Below are 16,932 nucleotides of genomic sequence, written 5' to 3' on the forward strand. Positions count from 1 at the left end.
GTTACTGGACGAGCCGGTGGATGTCCCCGCAGGCGATGTAGGAGCTGCCATTGGCGGTGGTGGTGATCTCCTCCACCACGTACAGCACGTTCTCCTCGCGGATGTCGCGCGGGAAGCGGATGTTGAGGTTCGGGTCATACCCGTCCGACACCACGCGGGCGCGCAGCTTGCTGCCCTCCTTGATGCACTGGACGATGACACCCGTGCCCACCGAATTCGTGGTGGGCAGATCCGCCGCCGAGCCCGCCGTCACCTTCGACGCGGTGGGCTTGCCCTTCTTCGCCACGGCCGCTCCCGCCGGACGCGCCGCGCGCTCCTGCCCCGGCTGCACCAGCCGCTTGATGAGGCCATTGACGCGGTAGAAGGTGCCGTCCCCCGACAGCTCCAGCTTGTCCACCACGTACGTGACGCCCTCCTCGCGCACGCTCCGGGGGAACTGCACGTTGAAGCCCGGGTCATACCCCTCGGACACGGTGTGGATGCGCAGCTTGCCGCCCTCGCGCACGCACTTGAGGACGATGCCGGTGCCCGCGCTGGCCACCGCCTCCAGGCTGTCCGCCGAGCCGCCCGCCGTGCCACGCAGCGCCAGGTCCCCACGGCTGCGCGTGCCCGCCTGGTAGGACTGATCCCTCAGCTCCTTGCGGATGACGGAGTCGTACTTCCTCGACTCCAGGCGCTGCGCGTAGTGCGCGAGCTGCTCCACCTCCTCGGCGATGTCATAGGAGGCCTTGTCGAGCGTCACGGACAGCTCGCCGATGACCTGCCGCAGCCGCTGCGAGGCCGTGGCGAGGTCCCCCTTGTCGGCCAGCTCGACGGCCTGGTCCTTGACGCGCGCGATGCGCAAGCGGTCCGTCTGGGCCAGCACGTTCTTGTCCGCCGACACCGCCGAGGACTCCGACGCCGAGGCCAGGTTGACGACGATGGGCACCTCGCCCGAGAGCTCCCGGATGGCCCCGTCCACCACCACCTGCGCCCGGTACACCAGCGTGGCCAGCGTCACCGGACCGGCTGCCGCCCCCGCGTCCACCGACAGCTCCGCCGCCAACTGCCGCTCCTCGGTGGAGTACACGTCGCCCAGCCCCACCGCCACCTCCTGGCCCCGGGACTCGAAGCGGTAGCGGTTGAGCACGCTCGCCACCTTCACCGTGGGCGCCGGCTTGAGCGTCACCTCCAGGTTCTGCGCGATGAGCGAGCCGAGCCCCTCCATCTCGATGCCGAAGACGCCCTCCGCGTCCGTGGGCGACTGGATGTAATAGAAGTGCCCCTCACCGGCGTTGGCCATGCCGATGAGCAGGTCCTCGTTGAAGTTGGAGCCGAAGCCCAGCGTGGTGGTGATGACACCCGCGGCGGACTTCTCCCGGGCCGTGGAGATGAGCGTCTCGACGTTCGTGATGCCCTCGTTGGCCTGACCATCCGTCAGCAGCAGCACGCGGTTGATGCGCTCGCTGGCCTTGTTGGCGTTCACGTGCTCCACGCCCTTGAGCCAGCCGCCACTGAGGTTGGTGCAGCCGCCCGCGCGGACATTGGAGAGCACCGCGCCGATGGCCGCCTTGTCCGTGACGCGCACGGGCGCGAGCACGGTGGACACCGCATCGTCATAGGTGACGATGGAGAGCCAGTCCTCGGGCCCCATCCGCTCCACCAGTTGCCGCGAGGCCTGGAGGGCGTGTTTGAGCGGCGCTCCCGCCATGGAGCCCGAGCGATCGATGACGAGGCCCAGGTTGAGCGAGCGCTTCGCGGACGCCGCCGGAGCCTCCGCCTTGAACGACACCAGCAGGTCGATCTTCGAGGAGGTACCCACGGGAAGTACCGGACGGCTCAACGTGTAGGACGCCTTCATGGCCAGGCCCTTTCGAGAAAGAGGCGAAACAGCCTAGTCTTGACCTCTGTCATGCGTCACCTCGGGCCTACCCGCCCTGATACGTCGGACGCATGCGTCAGGGACAATGGGGACCCCAATGATCTGCCTGGTCTGTGCCGAGCTCCGCGACGGGGAGAACACCTGTCCGGACTGCGGCGCCCTGCTCGAGCCCGCGACACGGGAGCACGTGGACAGGCTCGTCCAGGAGAAACTGAAGCGGCGGATCGCCGACTGGCAAGCCACGCGGCTGGTCGAACCGGCCACCGCGACCCGGCTCACCGAGTCCCTCTCCGCCACCACCACGAGCGACGCCATCGCGATCGCCGCCGTCGCGGTGCCGCTGCTCGAGGACGCGAGCACGCTGGAGCAGAAGGCGGACGCGCTCGCCGGGAAGCTCGAGGAGCTCGAGGACTGGCGCCCCACCTGGGGCCAGGCGTTCTTCCAGGCGCTGGAGAACGCGGCCCGCGAGGAGCGCGAGCGCGAGTCCGCGTCCCGCCCGCACCACGAGGAGGAGGGCATCGGCCTGGCGTCGGAGTCGGGACAGGCCCTCTTGCGCGTGGACGCGGGCGCGCTCGGCGGCGGGCTGGATGCGATGGTGGCGCTCGATGACTCCGCGAGCGGCGCGGCGCCCAAGCTGCACGAGTACGTGTGGTGGTTCCTCGGCGCGGTGCTGGTGCTCGGCGGCTCGCTCATGGGCGTGCGAGAGGCCTGGCGAGCGCTCGGCGGCGTGCCTCGGCAGTTGCTCGTCACGGGTGCCCTCTTCGCCTACCACTCGGCCTTCGTCGGACTCGGAGTGCTCCTCGCCCGGCGCTCGGCCTCGGCTGGACGGGTGCTCGCGAGCATCGGCATCGCCCTGCTGCCCGTCGTCTTCGTCGCGCTGTCCTCCCTGGTGGGCCTGGCCCCGGCGATAGGAGGGCCCGCCTCGGCTGGCGTCGCCGCGCTCACCCTCCTCACCCTGAGACCCACGGGACGCCTGTTGTATGGGGCCTCCCCGGTGTCGCTCGGGGTGGCGCTGCTCCCCTCACTGCTGGCCGGACTGCCCTTGATGGGGCTGGACGAGGCGCCCTGGACGCGCACCCTCTGTGCCTTCGCCGGTGTGGCGGCCTTCGGGGCCTCGGCGTGGCGGGCCCGGCGGGAGCAGGCCCGGGCGGGGCTCTCCGTCCTGACCACGAGTCTCTATGGAGCGGCCGCCCTCGCCCTCTTCTCCATCGCGAGCGCACCGTCCGGCTTCGACGCCCTCTTCCCGGGGAGCCCCCTCTTCGCCGGCATGACGCTCTGGGCGATGGCGCTCGCCACGGTGGCCGCCGGTGTGGCGAGCCAGTCCTCCGTACGCGAGGCCCATCCCCAGGCGGCGCCCGTGGTGGAGACCGTCGCGCACGCGGTGCTGGCCAGTGGAGCCGTCGCCGCGGGGCTCGCGGCCTTCTCCATTCAGCCCGGCGTGGAACCCTGGGTGGACCTCGCCTCGGCCCTCACGCCCATGGGGGCCGCGCTGACCTTCTTCCTGCTCGAGCCCCGGCGCCGGGCGCTCGTCCATCCGGCCGTGCTGGCGCTGACCCTGGCGGGCGTCCTCCTGGCCCGCCTGATGATGCCGCTCGAGCCGCGCTGGTGGATGGTGGGCATCGCCGCCGTGGGCGCGGGTCTGCTGCCCATGGGCCGGCTGAACGCCCAGCACATGCGCGGTTTCTGGCTGCTCGGATGGGGCGTGGTGCTCTCCCTGGCCTCGATGCCGCTGAGCGCGTACGGCGTCACGATGTGGGGCTCGGATACGGCGTGGCCGGCGGTAGCAGTGGGCACGCTGGTGGCCGTGGCCGCGCATCTCACGGGTGGATACCAGGGGCGGGCCCTGCACTACCTGGGAGCGGTCGCCGCCGTTTTCGGAGCCTTCGGACTCATCGACGCCGCGGGTGTGGCGGCGAGGGACGCGGCACAGCTGGCCGCGCTCTCCGGGACGGCGGTGCTCTACGGCGTGGCGGGGCTCGTCCAGGAAGCGTGGATGCGCCGGAACGGGAAGAGCGACGAGCTCCTGCCCCTGGATGACCTCTCGCTCGCCCTGGCCGCCGTGGGGGTCGTGCTCGCGCTTCCCGGCGTGCCGGGCGGTGCCGCCGGAGAGTCCGCGAGCCTCCCGGCGCTCGTCATCGGCTGCATGCCGACCGCCCTTGCCTCGGTGCTCCTCCTGCTGCGCGTGAGACGGGACCGGAGCCGGCTCGTCAGCACCCTGGCCGCGTGGGGCCTCGGGCTCTCGGCCGTGCTGTTCGTCCAGAGGCTGCACCCCATGGACTTCGCCGGCCAGCCCCTGCTGCTCGCGAGCCTGACGCTCGCCTTCTCCGCCATCGCGGCGCTGCGTGGACGCGAGACCGCGGCCCCCGAGGTCCCCCCGCGAGGCCGGCGGCTGCTCGGGTGGATCCGCCTGCCCTTCCCCGAGTCGGGCCGCCCCCTCTACACCGATGGCTTCGCCGTGGTGTCGGCCATGGGAGCCGCGCTCACCCTCTTCTCCCTCTCGAACTGGATGCAGTTCCCGGTGGAGGATCAGCGCTCCAGGGTGGTGCTCGCGGGGATGCTGCTCACGGGGAGCGCGGTGGCCGCCTTCGTCTCGCGTGGCTTCGTCACGTGGCGCCTGCGCGGCTCGGTGGGACTGCTCGCCCTCGCGGGACTCTTCATCGCCTTCACGGCGGTGCTCAACCGCGCGGGACGTCCGCTGCCGCCCGACATGAGCGCCATGCGCCTGCCGCTCATCGGCGTGGGAATCTGGCTGCTGGCGCTCGCCACGCGGCGTTTCGGGCCGGGGCTCGGGCGCCTCCTGGAGAACGAGCGCCACGGCCGCGTCTACCACCTCGTCCCGCACGCCGGTGTGGCCGCGCTGGCCGTGGTGCTCTCGGTGGGCGCGTGGAACGCGGGTGGGCCCATCCTCTCCCGCGCGTTGACGGTGGTGCCTCCGCTCATGCCGCTGGGCGCCGCGCTCCTGGCGCTGCTGCTCGCCTTCTCCTTCCGGGCTCCGGCGCTCGCCAGCCTGGGGTTGCTGCTGGGGCTGCCAGGGGCCGCGCTGTGGGCCGTCCATCGCACCGTGCTCGGACATGCGCTGGTGGCCACGCAGCCTCCGGGTGGGCAGTGGGTTCGCGCCGAATTCCTGGAAGCAGCCCGGAGCACGCACTGGCTCGCGTCCGAGGCGTGGCTGGCCTCCGGTGAGACGGTGGACCCGTTGTGGTACCGGGCCTTCCTGGGGCTCGCCGCCGCGGGGCTCGCGTACGCGGGCGCGGGGCTGGCGCTGACCCTGGTGGGGGCACGTGTCCGCGTCGTGCAGCACCTCCTGTTCGGCGAGTCCGGCTCCGACTCCTTCGGCCCGCGGCTCATGCGGGCACTGCACGGCTGGTCGGGCACCGCCGCGGGGCTCGTCTTCGTGGCGGCGTTCTTCCAGCCCGGGCTGGAGGCGGCCGTGCTCATCCTCGGCGCCGGGCTGCTGCTGCTCGCGAGCCGGGCGCGGCCCCAGGGACGGCTGGTGCCGGGACTGGGTCTGCTCCTGGTCATCCACGCCCTGGCGCATCGCGAGCCCACCGTGGGGGCCTGGCCGGGCCCCGTGCTCGCCCTGGTGGCGCTGGGCGTGGTGGCGCTGAGCCCGTGGCTGGCCCGCCGGCGGGGGCTCGACGAGGGCCAGGCGCGCGCGCGTGCCCAGCTGGGTGCCCTCTTCTATGCCCTCAACGCGACGGTGTACGCGCTGGCCAGTGGGGGCCGGACCGATCCGCTGCTGGCCGTTCCCCGGCTCCTGCTCTCGGACGCGTACGGCCTCGGGGGAGACTGGATGCTGTCCGTGTCCCTCCCCCTCACCACGGCGCTCCTGGCCACCACGCTGTACATCGGCGCGGCCCAGTGGAAGGGCGCGCTGGCGCGGCTGGGCGCGGGCCAGGCCACGACGCTGGCGGGGCTCGCCGCGCTGACGGGCCTCTCGGTGGCGCTCGTGGCGGGCATGAATACGCCCCGCCTCGCGCCGCACCTTCCGGCCCTGGCGCTCTGCGTGGCGGGGGTGGCGGCGCTCGCGCACGCGGCCAACCGGCAGCTCCGGGAGAGGCGCGAGGACCTGGCCCGGGGGCTCGCCTGGGGCCGCGACCTGTGGCTCATCGCGATGGGTGGACTGCTCGCGCTGGTGGCGGCACAGGGGAGCACGCCGGACGAGCGGGCGCTGCCGCTAGCGGGCTCGGCCATCGCGCTGGCGGTGGCGGTGGCGCTGCATGCCGCGTGGCGCGAGCACACCGGACGGCACGTGTACTTCGTGCAGGTGGCGGTGGTGGGCGTGTACGCGCTCGTGAGGGCGCTCTACGCCCAGGAGCTGCGCCCCGAGCACGATGCCCTCTTCGCCCTGGCGCTCGGCTTCGTGCTGGTGGGAGTGACGGTGCTGGCGCGGCGGGCGGGGGTGGCACCGGTGGAGCGGGCGACCCGCCGGTTCGCGGCGCTGCTACCCGTGGGCATGGCGCTGGTGCTCCCCAGCGAGGCCACACAGGAGGCGGCGCTGCTGGCGGGTGGCTCGGGCCTCCTGTACGCGGCCCTGGGCGCGGTGGAGCGCAGCCGGCTGTTCGGCTCGCTCGCGGCCACGGCCTGCAACGCTGCGTTGCTCATCGCCGCGCTCTCCATGGACATGGAGGGCATTGAAATCTACCTGGCGCCGCTCGGCCTGCTGCTGTTGATGCTGGGCCAGCTCTTCACGTCCAGCCTGCCGCGAGTGGCGAGGAACGCGGTGCGCATCCTGGGTGGCATGCTGCTGTACGTCCCCGCGGCGGCGAAGCTGACCCTGCAGATCGGCCAGGCGGCGGACGGCACCTATGCCTTCGTGTTCGGCGCGGCGTGCCTGCTGGGCGTGGCGCTCGGCATGGTGCTGCACATCCGCGCCTACCTGGCGCTGGGGACGTTGTTCCTCACGCTGGACGTGGCGGCCACGCTCGTGCACGCCGGGTTGAGAGACCATCGCATCGGCTTCGTGGTGATGACGCTCGCCGGCCTCTCCATCGTGGGCGGCCGGGTGTTCGCCACGCTGCGCCGTCAGGAGCTGGACCGGTGGCTCCGGGGCGTGCGCGTGGCACTCAGGGGCTGGGACTAAGCCAGTTGAAGAAAGTCCTGTCAGGGGGGTAGCGTCGCCGCTTGCTCATCGGAAAGGAGCGGCGATGTGGGTCCTGAGCGACAGAGCCTCACCCTGACGCCCTCCGAGCGCAGACGCCTCCAGCGTGCACTGCATCAGCAGAAGCACGCGGGAGTGGCAGTGCGAGCTGCCATCGTGTTGTGGAGTGCTCAGGGTCAGAGTGCTACCAGTATCGCGCGGGCCCTGGGAGTGACTGCACGCACCGTGCACCGCTGTCGGCAACGCTGGCGGAGCATGGGGTTGGAGGGGCTGGCCGACTCGCTTCGTCCTGGCCGCCCTCCTCGCGTCAGCCCCGCCTACCTCGAGCTTCTGCTGAGAACGGTGGAAACAGACCCCAGGCAACTGGGCTTCATCTTCTCCCGCTGGACGTGTGCGCGGCTGTCCTCCTACTTGGAGCAACGCACCCAGGTGGCAATCAGTCCCAGGTGGGTCAACGAGTTGCTGCACTGCCACGGCCTGGCCTGGCGCCGCACCAAGCTCACCACCCAGCATCTGGCGGACGAGGCAGAAAAAAGCACGCGCCGCTCGGCGCCTGCGCTCTCTGAAGAAGGCCGCCGTTCGCCCAGGGGCGAGGTTCGAGCTGTGGTACGCGGACGCCACACGCTTCGACCTGCTGCCGGTGACACGCTCCATGTGGCGCCGCCGCGGCAGTCGCCTGCTGCTACCGACGCCAGGCAAGAACGTCCGGGTGGGCGTGGTGGGCGCGCTGCACTACCCCGACAAGCACTTCCTCTTCACCCACCAACTCCAGCGCGTCACCGGCGACATGGTGCCGCCCCTGCTCGACAAGCTGGTGGCTCGGGCCAAACGCACGGGGAAGAGAATCGTGCTCGTCATCGACAACGGGCGCCCCTTCGATACCCGCCTCGCCCGAGCCGCCCTTGAGGCGGTCAGTCCCTGGGTGCGGCCCTTCAGGTTGCCCCGTTACACCTCCGAAACCCTCAACTGGATTGAGGACTTCTGGGAGCACTTGAAGGACACCTACTTCAGCCGCATGCTGACCCAGCAGCGCGAGGCGTTCTATCCTGATGCTGTTCGCCTGCTCAGCCGCTTGCGGCATTCGGGGCAGCTCAAAGGGCTCGCTCTGCGCGAGACCCCCTGACAGGACTTTCTTCAACTGGCTTAGACCCGAAGTCCCCGAAGACGACGCGGGAGCGGCCCTCCATGGGCAACTCCCGCTCCTCCACGTGGGGGAAGCCGAGCTCGCGCGCCAGGTCCGCCAGGTACCGGCGCCACGGGTTGTACGGCATGCTGTTGTCCGAGCAGCACGGCACCACGGCGAAGGGCAGCCGGTGCTTCGCCGCGTACTCGATGATGATCCGCGTCGCCCCATCCGGGTGCATGCCCACGAGCAGATCGCACTCGCAGGGCTCCTCCAGGGTGAACATGCGCTGCTCGTAGCGGACGGGCAGGTGCTTGTGGCGCAGGTCGAAGGTGGTGACCGTGCGGCCCAGCCTGGACAGGGCCTCGTTCAACCGGCCCTGCCCTCCCGCGATGTCATAGATGCGCGGAGCGGGGAACCGCTCGGTGATGAACTGGGCGAAGAGGTCGAAGCGGCGCTTGTCGGCCATGCCGCCTCTCTACACCAGGTCCGGCGTCCGTGATTCCCGGATGAGGGCGGCGGCGACCAATCTGGTCACACGCTCCGACAAAATTCGTCACCGCTCCCCTGGTGGGCAGGCAGGTAACCGGTGATTCCAGGGGTTTGCGTCACCTCGAACATTGGCACGCCAACTGCTCCCGGCCGTAGACCCCGGCCCCGGCCAGAGAGACGGGGCTCAAAGCCAGACGAACGCGAACGGGCATGCGCCCGTGAGGCACCACCATGTCAACGGAAGGGAATACCTGGATGAAAGCCAGATGGATGGCATTGCTCACGGCCGTCATGATGAGCGGCTGCGGTAGCGGCGAAGAATCGTCATTGCAGCACCCGGCCGCCCCCGAGCTGACGAGCGAGGCCCTCGAGGACTCGAGCCTTCGCGGAAGGAGGTGGAACGCGCCACTCCAGGGCGTGCTCGCGGCCGGCAGCGCCCACTCCCTGGCGTTGGATGCGGATGGCACGCTCTGGGCCTGGGGTTACAACGGCTATGGCCAGCTCGGAGACGGGACGGCTCGCAACCGCTCCCTTCCCGTGAAGGCGGTGGGCCTCGGCAAGGTGAAGGCCGTGGCGGCGAGTCCCATGCACAGCCTGGCGCTGGCCAAGGACGGCACCGTCTGGGCCTGGGGTGACAACATGGTGGGCCAGCTCGGACAAGACCCCGGCAACTCCATGTCCAACCCCACGCCGGCCCAGGTGCCGGGCCTCACGGACGTCGTGGCCGTCGCGGTGGGCGAAAGCCACTCCCTGGCGTTGCGCGAGGACGGCACCGTCTGGAGCTGGGGTTCCAACGTCTACGGTCAGGTGGGGCAGCCCGTCGGCGACGAGCCCCTCTTCACGCCGGCGCAGGTGCCGGGCCTCACGGACGTCGTGGCCATCGCGGCCGAGGGGCGCTACACCCTGGCGCTGCGCGCGGACGGCACCGTCTGGGGCTGGGGTGCCAACTTCAGAGGCCAGCTCGGGTGGCCCTCCAGCTACGAGCCCAACTCCACGCCCACCCAGGTGCCGGAGCTCACGGGAGCGGTGGCCCTCTCCGCGGGCTTCGACCACGTCCTGGCACTGCGCGCGGACGGCACTGTCTGGGCCTGGGGTGACAACTCCTCCGGCCAGCGCGGGCAGTCCCCCTCCCTCGATCTCTCCTCCCTCCCGGAGCAGGTGCCGGCCCTGACGAACGTGGTGGGGCTCGCGGCTGGCGACGGTTTCTCCCTGGCGCTGCGCGCGGACGGCACCGTCTGGGCCTGGGGCCGCAACTCGTCCTTCCAGCTCGGAGACGGGACGAATCTCGAGCGCCACACGCCCCAGCAGGTGCCCGGACTCAGGCATGTGATTGCCCTGGCGGCGGACCAGCACCCCCTGGCGCTGAGCAGGAACGGCACCCTCTGGGCCTGGGGTAACAACGCCAACGGCCAGCTCGGGACCGGGACGGAGCTGCGGCCCACGCCGGTGCGGGTGCCCCGCCTGAGGGACGCGAAGACCGTCTCCGCCGGCGGGCTCCATGTCCTGACGCTGCGCGAGGATGGCACCGTCTGGGGCTGGGGTGACAACTCCTCCGGCCAGCTCGGTGGAGGGGCGGACATCCGGCGGGCCACTCCGATGCAGGTGATGAACCTCCCGGAGGCCGTGGACGTCTCGGCCGGCTTCGCCCATTCCCTGGCGCTGCGCGCGGACGGCACCGTCTGGAGCTGGGGTGCCAACTTCAGGGGCCAGCTCGGGCGCCCCGCCAGCTCCATCGACTCCACCCCGGCGCAGGTGCCGGGCCTCACGGGCATCGTGGCAGCCAAGGCGGCGGGCCTCTCTTCCCTGGCGCTGCGTGCGGACGGCACTGTCTGGGCCTGGGGCGCCAACGCGGAGGGGCAGCTCGGGCGTCCCGCCAACTACAGCGCCAACCCTACCCCGGCGCAGGTGCCGGGCCTCACGGGCGTGGTGGCCCTCGAGAGCAGCGGTCAATACGTCCTGGCGCTGCGCGCGGACGGTACCGTCTGGTCCTGGGGCTTGAACTCGATGGGCCAGCTCGGGCGGCCCCCCACCTACGTCGCTCCCACGCCAACGCAGGTGCCGGGTCTCACGGGCGTGGTGTCTCTCTCGGCGGCCTTCCAGTACGCCCTGGCCCTGTGCGCGGACGGCACCGTCTGGGCCTGGGGCGCCAACTGGCAGGGGCAGCTGGGGGATGGCACGCGGATGAACCGGTACACCCCCGCCCCCGTGCCGGGCCTCACCGGCGTCACGGGCATCGCGGCGGCCAAGGCGAGCTCGCTGGTGGTGCGTCAAGACGGCACGGTGTGGGGCTTCGGCTCCAACGACTACAACCTGTTGTCCGCCACGGATGAGAGCCTCTCCCTCGTCCCCGTCCGGCGCCTGGGGCTCACGGGCGTGACGGCACTCGCCACGAGCGGCACCACCGTCCTGGCCCGGCACGGGAACGGCACCGTCTGGGCCTGGGGCAGCAACGCGCTCGACCAGATCGGTGATGGGGTGTCGAGCATCCACACCACCCCTGCCCGCACGCGGCTGCCCCGCCGCTTCACGGCAATACCGTCCGCGGATCACCGCGCCTCGGAAGAGGAGCACTTCCCGGCCACGCCCTGAGCAGTCACGGAGGCCCGTGCACACCAGGGGAACAGGTGTGCCCGGGCCTTCCCTGCCCGGCCTCCGGGAGGCTCAGGAGAACAATTCGAGCAGGTCCTCGCGGGTGATGGCCGTCGCGCCCGCCGCCTCGCTCAAGGCCGCCTCGAAGAGGGCGCGCTTCTTCTCCTGGAGGCCCAGGATGCGCTCCTCCACCGTGCCCTGGGATACCAGCCGGTACACCATCACCGGGCGTTCCTGGCCGATGCGGTGGGCACGGTCCGCCGCCTGCGCCTCGGCCGCCGGGTTCCACCACGGGTCCATCAGGAACACGTGGTCCGCCGCGGTGAGGTTCAGGCCCGTACCGCCGGCCTTGAGCGACATGAGCAGCACCGGTGCGCCCTCGGGAGTCTGGAAGCGCGCGGTGATGTCCCCGCGGTTCGTCGTCGTTCCATCCAGGCGATCGAAGCCGATGCCGGCCGACTTCAGGTGCGGCTCGATGAGATCCAGGAGTGAGGTCCACTGCGAGAACACGAGCGCCTTGTGCCCGTCCGACACCGCGGTGCCGAGCGCCTCCACGAGCGTCTGCACCTTCGACGACGAGCTGGCCTGCTGACCCGGGACGAGCGCCGGGTGGCAGGCGGCCTGACGCAGCCGGAGCAGGGCCTCCAGGGCCTTCAGCACGCTGCCGCCCTCGTTGAGCAGGGCGACCACTTCCGCGCGCGTCGCCGCCATCACCGCGTCGTAGACCGAGCGCTCCTTCTCATCCAGGGACACGTGCATCACGGACTCGGTGCGCGGCGGCAGCTCGGGCGCCACATCCCGCTTGAGACGGCGCAGGACGAAGGGACGGATGCGCTTGCGCAGCTGCTGCGCCGCCTCGGCGCTCCCGTCCGAGATGGGCCGGGCCACCTTCTCCTCGAACTGCCGGCGTCCCCCGAGCAGACCCGGGTTCGTGAAGTGCATGAGGCTCCAGAGCTCCTCCAGCCGGTTCTCCAGCGGCGTACCGCTCAGCGCCAGCCGGAACTGGGCCTGGAGCCCGAAGGCCGCGCGCGCCACCTGGCTCTCCGGGTTCTTGATGGCCTGGGCCTCGTCCAGCACGACGGCGTCCCAGGTGCGCCCGCCGAGCACCGCCGCGTCCAGGCGGAGGATGGCGTACGTGGTGATGGTGACATCGGCGGCCTCGTCCAGGGCGCGGCCGGGGCCGTGGTACACGCACACCTTGAGCGACGGGCGGAAGCGCTTGAGCTCCGCGGCCCAGTTCGGGAGCACGCTGGTGGGGCAGACCACGAGCGTACGAGGCCCCAGCACGCAGATGGTCTGGAGCGTCTTTCCGAGACCCATGTCGTCGGCGAGGATGCCTCCGAGCCCCGAGCTCTTGAGGAAGCCGAGCCAGCTCACGCCCTGCTGCTGGTAGTGGCGCAGCGTGGCGGTGAGGTCCTCCGGCAGCGTGGGCGCGGGGAGCTTCTCGAAGCCCTCGACCAGCGGCGCCAGCCTGTCCAGTCCCGGCGGAGGCGGCTGCTCGAGCGTCTCACACAGCGAGCTCAGCTCCGGCAGGGCGTGGTTGGAAACCTTGCCATCCGCCTGGCGCGCGGCCAGGAGGTCCGCGACGCGCTGCCCGTTCTTGTCCAACCAGGCACGAGGCAGCGGCGCCCAGCCACCGCCCTCCAGGGGCACGAGCCCCAGGCCCTCGTTCCACGCGCGGATGACCGCCGCCGCGTCCACGGTGTGCGTCGTGCCCTTGTCCCCTTCCACCTGGAACTCGAGCGTGAAGCGCACGTCGGGAATGCCGGCCGCGGTGACGGCGGATTGCACCTCGAGCTTCGGGCGAAGCTTGACGTTCGGGCTCACGATGCCCGCGGCGTCGCCGGAGAGATCTCCACGCCAGCGGCGGATCTTGTCCGCGAAGCGAACCATCTCCTGGCCCTGCACCGTCAGCCGCCGACCGGGCACCAGGTTCAGCTCGTCCCGGAGCGAATGGAGGAGCCGCTGCTCGGCCGCCTCGTCGCGCAAGGGCACGGCGCCGCGCAGGTAGACCATCCGGCCGTTGTCGATCCGCACCGCCGGCGGCGCCCCGTAGACGAGCGTGGGCAGCACCGACAGCCCGGACTCGAGCTGATTGAGCTCCAGCAGGATGCGCGGCTTCAGGTCCCGGTCGATAGCGGGCAGACGCTTGCTGCGGACCTCGACCGGCATGCGGCGGCCCAGCTCCGGGAGCACTTTCGAGGTGATCTCCCCCATCTGCTCGGGCGAGAAGGTGCGGACGACCGGAAGGTTCTGGAGCCACGGCCCCGTCATCGCGGTCTCACCCAGGCGCGCCAGCGCGTCTCCCAGCAGCGCGACCCCCGGGCTCACGACATCCACGACACGGGGATCCTTCGCCACCGTCACCACCAGCTGCCCGCCCCGGTCCTCGACCACGGCCCGCGGAAGGACGACCTCTTCAGAGACGGCAACGGGCCGGCCGTCGAGCAACACGTTGCGCGCGGACTGGAGCACCTGGAGCAGCGCATCCAGCCGCTCGGGAGGAAGCGCGCCCCGGGTGCGTTTCTCCAGGAGACGATCCGCGAGGAGATCCGACTGCTCGACCTGGAGGGTGGCGGCCTTCGCGGGCCTGGCCATCAGGGAGGCGAGACTGTCCTCGAGGGGCTCCTCCTTCCCATCGGGGTGCGCGAGGGTGCGGTGGAGCTCCAGCCCGCCGGAGACCCGCGTGAAGTGGTAGACGACGCGGGACCACTTCTTGGTGACCGTCTCCAGGGGGGTGTCCTGCTTCTCCGCCTGCTGGATGAAGATGGCCGCTGCCACCACGTGCTCGCACGGGTCCACCCGGCCGGGGCAGTCGCACTCCCAGACGGCGTCGTTCGGGTACAGGGTGACCGTGAGGGCAACCGGGCGGCCCGGTGCCTTGACCCTCAGCTCCAGCTCGGTGGGCTTCTGGGACTGGAGCGAGACGGCCCCATTGCGGGAGAGGGTCACCCCGGTGGTCCAGATACCGGGGCGGGCTTCCTTTCGAACGGCTTCGAGCAGTTGGGCGGTCGCGGACATGGGAGATGGGACTCCCTACGCTCCGAAGAAGCGCCGCGCAACGCCCGCGATCGCCTGTCTGGGGGCTCAGCGACGAATCCCGGCACCCTTCAGACAATATTCGTCACCCCTCACCCAGCAAGCAGGCAGGCGCCCGCTGATTCCGGGGGTTTAGGAGAGAGCGCGGCCCCTGGCATGCGCGGTGCTCATGGCCCGCTGCCTCCGACGTCAAACCAGACACGCGTGAGGCACAACCCCCTCAGGAGAAAAATCACCAGATGAGAAACCTGTGGATGGCATTGCTCTGGGCTGTCTTGTTGACCAGCCATGTCGGCGCGCGGGCAGCACCCCCCCCGTCGAACGCGGCCCGCCCCCTTCGAGGCGTCCTCTCAACGAGTTGGAGCTCTCTCGGGGCGTCGGATGAGGGGCATACCGTGGCGCTGGATGAAAATGGCTCCGTCTGGAGTTGGGGCAACAACAAGAGTGGCCAGCTCGGGGACGGAACAACACGGGAACGTGCCCTGCCGGCCGAGCTCGAGACCATTGCCCGGGTGAAGTTCATCGACACCGGCGCCAGGCACACCGTGGCACTGCGCGAGAATGGCACTGTCTGGACGTGGGGCAACAACCGGATGGGCCAGCTCGGACGGCCCGCCTCCGCCTCCGAGCCCACACCGAGGCAGGTGCCGGGCCTCACGGACGGAGTGGCCGTCGAGGCCGGCGGCGACCATTCCCTGATGCTGCGTGCGGATGGCACCGTCTGGAGCTGGGGCAACAACACGACGGGCCAGCTCGGACGGACCACGTCCACGTCATTCGACGCCATCCCCGCGCAGGTGCCGGGCCTCACGAACGTGGTGGCGCTCTCCGCCGGTTTCAACCATTCGCTGGCGCTGCGTGCGGATGGCACCCTCTGGAGCTGGGGCAGCAACGCGAATGGCCAGCTCGGACGAACCCTGGCGGCGTCTTTCGATGCCATCCCCGCGCAGGTGCCGGGCCTCACGGGCGTGGTGACCCTCTCGGCCGGCTTCGAGCATACCCTGGCACTGCGTGCGGATGGCACCGTCTGGGCCTGGGGCTCCAACAGGTTCCGCCAGCTCGGCTTCCCCGAAATCAAATCCATCAACCCCACTCCGCGGCAGGTGCCAGCGCTCACGGATGTGAGGGATGTCGCGGCCGGCATGGACTTCTCCCTGGCGCGGCGCGCGAATGGCTCCGTCTGGTCCTGGGGCGCCGATCCCTCCGTGCAGCTGCGCACCCCGGGTAACGACACCCCACAGCGGGTGGACGGGCCGAAGCATGTCATCGCCCTGACGGCGGGCGTACGTCCCCTGGTGATGGAAAAGAACGGCACCCTCTGGGGTTGGGGCTGGAACCACACGGGCGTGCTCGGCACGGGCTCGAACATCCGGAGCACGCCGGCGCGGGCGCGAGACCTGTCGAGGATCGTGAGCCTCGCGACCGGCTTCAGGTATGTCCTGGCGCTGCGCGAGGACGGCACCGTCTGGGGTTGGGGCAACAACTTGTTCTATGAGCTCAGTCCGTACCTGCCCGTGTTCCAGGCCACGCCATCCCAGATAACGGAGCTCCCGAAGGTGGTGGCCGTCGCGGGCACCGAGACCCACTCCCTGGCGGTGGCCGAGGACGGCACGGTCTGGGGCTGGGGCGACAACAGTGCGGGCCAGTTCGGACCGCAGCTTCCCACCTCCAGTCCGGTACGAGTGGAGGGTCTCTCGGGGATGGTGGCCGTCAAGGCCGGTCCCAATTACTCCCTGGCGCTGCGCGAGGATGGCACCGTCTGGGGCATGGGCATCAACTCCTCCGGGCAACTCGGATGGCCCCGCGACTTCAACCTCCACACCACACCGATGCAGGTGCCGGGCATCACGGGCGTGGTGGCCCTCTCGACCGGGCACTCCCATGTCCTGGCACTGCGCGAGGATGGCACCGTCTGGGCCTGGGGTGACAATACGCAGGGGGTGCTCGGGGTTCCGGAGTCGTTGGATCACCGGCACACCCCGGCTCCCGTACCGGGGCTCACGGACGTGGTGGCGATCTCCGCGCAATTCGAAACCAACCTGGTGCTGCGCGGGGATGGCACCGTCTGGGCCTGGGGCTCCAACGCGAAGGGCCAGCTCGGAGATGGCACGTTCACCTCCCGGTACACCCCGGCCCCCGTGCCGGGTCTCACGGACGTGGTGGGCCTCCCGAGCACCTCCAACGGCCTCTCCCTGGTGCTGCGGCGGGATGGCACCGTCTGGGGTTTCGGGCGCAACACCCTGGGGGTGCTCTCCAACACGCGGCAGGAGTTCTTCCCCACCCCCGTCCAGATTCCGGCGCTCGGGGGGGTGAAGGATCTCGCCGTGGTGGGCGAGGAGACCGGCGTGGCCCTGCTCGAGAACGGAACGGTGTGGGCCTGGGGCGGCAATTCGTATGACCAGATTGGCGATGGGGTGTCGAGCGTCCATCGCACCGCGGTCAAGGTACGGCTGCCCTGCCGCTTCACGGCCATGACGTCCCGGGACCACCGCGCCCCGGAAGCAAGGCACTGCCCGGCCATGCCCTGAGCACACCTCGGACGCCTCCTCTTCACACGGGGCGAGGAGGCGTCCACCGCTTCCGGCTGTGAGCACTCAGCGACGAATCTGGGCACACTCCCCGACGAAATTTGTCACCCCTCACCCAGCAAGCAGGCAGGCGTCCACTGATTCCAGGGGTTTGGCGGAACCCGCCCGCTGGCACGCGAGGTGCTCAGGGCCTGTCGCC

7 protein-coding genes and 1 pseudogene are annotated in these 16,932 nt (G+C 70.8%); 5 read left to right on the plus strand and 3 right to left on the minus strand.

The annotated features are described in order from the left end of the window. Position 1: 1 nt before the first annotated feature. On the minus strand, positions 2-1,840 hold the full coding sequence (locus BO221_RS57420) for a VWA domain-containing protein (RefSeq protein ID WP_073564043.1): 1,839 nt from the start codon (positions 1,838-1,840) through the stop codon (positions 2-4). A gap of 118 nt (positions 1,841-1,958) precedes the next feature. Between BO221_RS57420 and BO221_RS29555 the strand changes: the two genes are divergently transcribed. From BO221_RS29555 to BO221_RS57105, 3 genes and pseudogenes are all read left to right on the plus strand, one after another. Further along, on the plus strand, positions 1,959-6,944 hold the full coding sequence (locus BO221_RS29555) for a hypothetical protein (protein WP_143195763.1): 4,986 nt from the start codon (positions 1,959-1,961) through the stop codon (positions 6,942-6,944). A 159-nt stretch (positions 6,945-7,103) separates the two neighbouring features. Next, positions 7,104-7,478, plus strand: a pseudogene (locus BO221_RS57670) (helix-turn-helix domain-containing protein); the annotation flags it as partial. Positions 7,479-7,563: 85 nt separating this feature from the next. Further along, complete coding sequence (locus tag BO221_RS57105) at positions 7,564-8,085, plus strand: transposase (protein WP_369865866.1); 522 nt, start codon at positions 7,564-7,566, stop codon at positions 8,083-8,085. Here the strand turns inward: BO221_RS57105 and BO221_RS29570 are convergent. Beyond that, positions 8,054-8,554, minus strand: a complete 501-nt coding sequence (locus BO221_RS29570) for a hypothetical protein (RefSeq protein ID WP_073564049.1) — start codon at positions 8,552-8,554, stop codon at positions 8,054-8,056. The genes BO221_RS57105 and BO221_RS29570 overlap by 32 nt on opposite strands. Before the next feature lie 278 nt (positions 8,555-8,832). On the opposite strand from BO221_RS29570, the gene BO221_RS29575 reads away from it, so the two are divergent. Continuing rightward, a complete protein-coding gene (locus BO221_RS29575; RefSeq protein ID WP_073564051.1) occupies positions 8,833-11,166 on the plus strand; it encodes a hypothetical protein in 2,334 nt (777 codons plus the stop codon). Between the two features lie 72 nt (positions 11,167-11,238). On the opposite strand, the gene BO221_RS29580 is transcribed toward BO221_RS29575, so the two are convergent. Beyond that, positions 11,239-14,187, minus strand: coding sequence for a DEAD/DEAH box helicase (locus BO221_RS29580; RefSeq protein ID WP_073564053.1), 2,949 nt, complete (start codon positions 14,185-14,187; stop codon positions 11,239-11,241). Positions 14,188-14,459: 272 nt separating this feature from the next. Here BO221_RS29580 and BO221_RS29585 point away from each other — a divergent pair, with 272 nt between their 5' ends. Further along, complete coding sequence (locus tag BO221_RS29585; protein WP_083681599.1) at positions 14,460-16,733, plus strand: hypothetical protein; 2,274 nt, start codon at positions 14,460-14,462, stop codon at positions 16,731-16,733. The last annotated feature ends 199 nt before the right edge of the window (positions 16,734-16,932 follow it).

This window comes from Archangium sp. Cb G35 (assembly GCF_001896145.1).
In the GTDB taxonomy this organism is placed as follows: Bacteria; Myxococcota; Myxococcia; order Myxococcales; family Myxococcaceae; genus Archangium; species Archangium violaceum.

What these genes read in the sequence shown, in the direction of transcription:
- BO221_RS29555 (WP_143195763.1), top strand. Translation starts at nt 1,959, where the DNA reads ATGATCTGCCTGGTCTGTGCCGAGCTCCGCGACGGGGAGAACACCTGT.
- BO221_RS29580 (WP_073564053.1), bottom strand. Translation starts at nt 14,187, where the DNA reads ATGTCCGCGACCGCCCAACTGCTCGAAGCCGTTCGAAAGGAAGCCCGC.
- BO221_RS57420 (WP_073564043.1), bottom strand. Translation starts at nt 1,840, where the DNA reads ATGAAGGCGTCCTACACGTTGAGCCGTCCGGTACTTCCCGTGGGTACC.
- BO221_RS29585 (WP_083681599.1), top strand. Translation starts at nt 14,460, where the DNA reads ATGGCATTGCTCTGGGCTGTCTTGTTGACCAGCCATGTCGGCGCGCGG.
- BO221_RS29570 (WP_073564049.1), bottom strand. Translation starts at nt 8,554, where the DNA reads ATGGCCGACAAGCGCCGCTTCGACCTCTTCGCCCAGTTCATCACCGAG.
- BO221_RS29575 (WP_073564051.1), top strand. Translation starts at nt 8,833, where the DNA reads ATGAAAGCCAGATGGATGGCATTGCTCACGGCCGTCATGATGAGCGGC.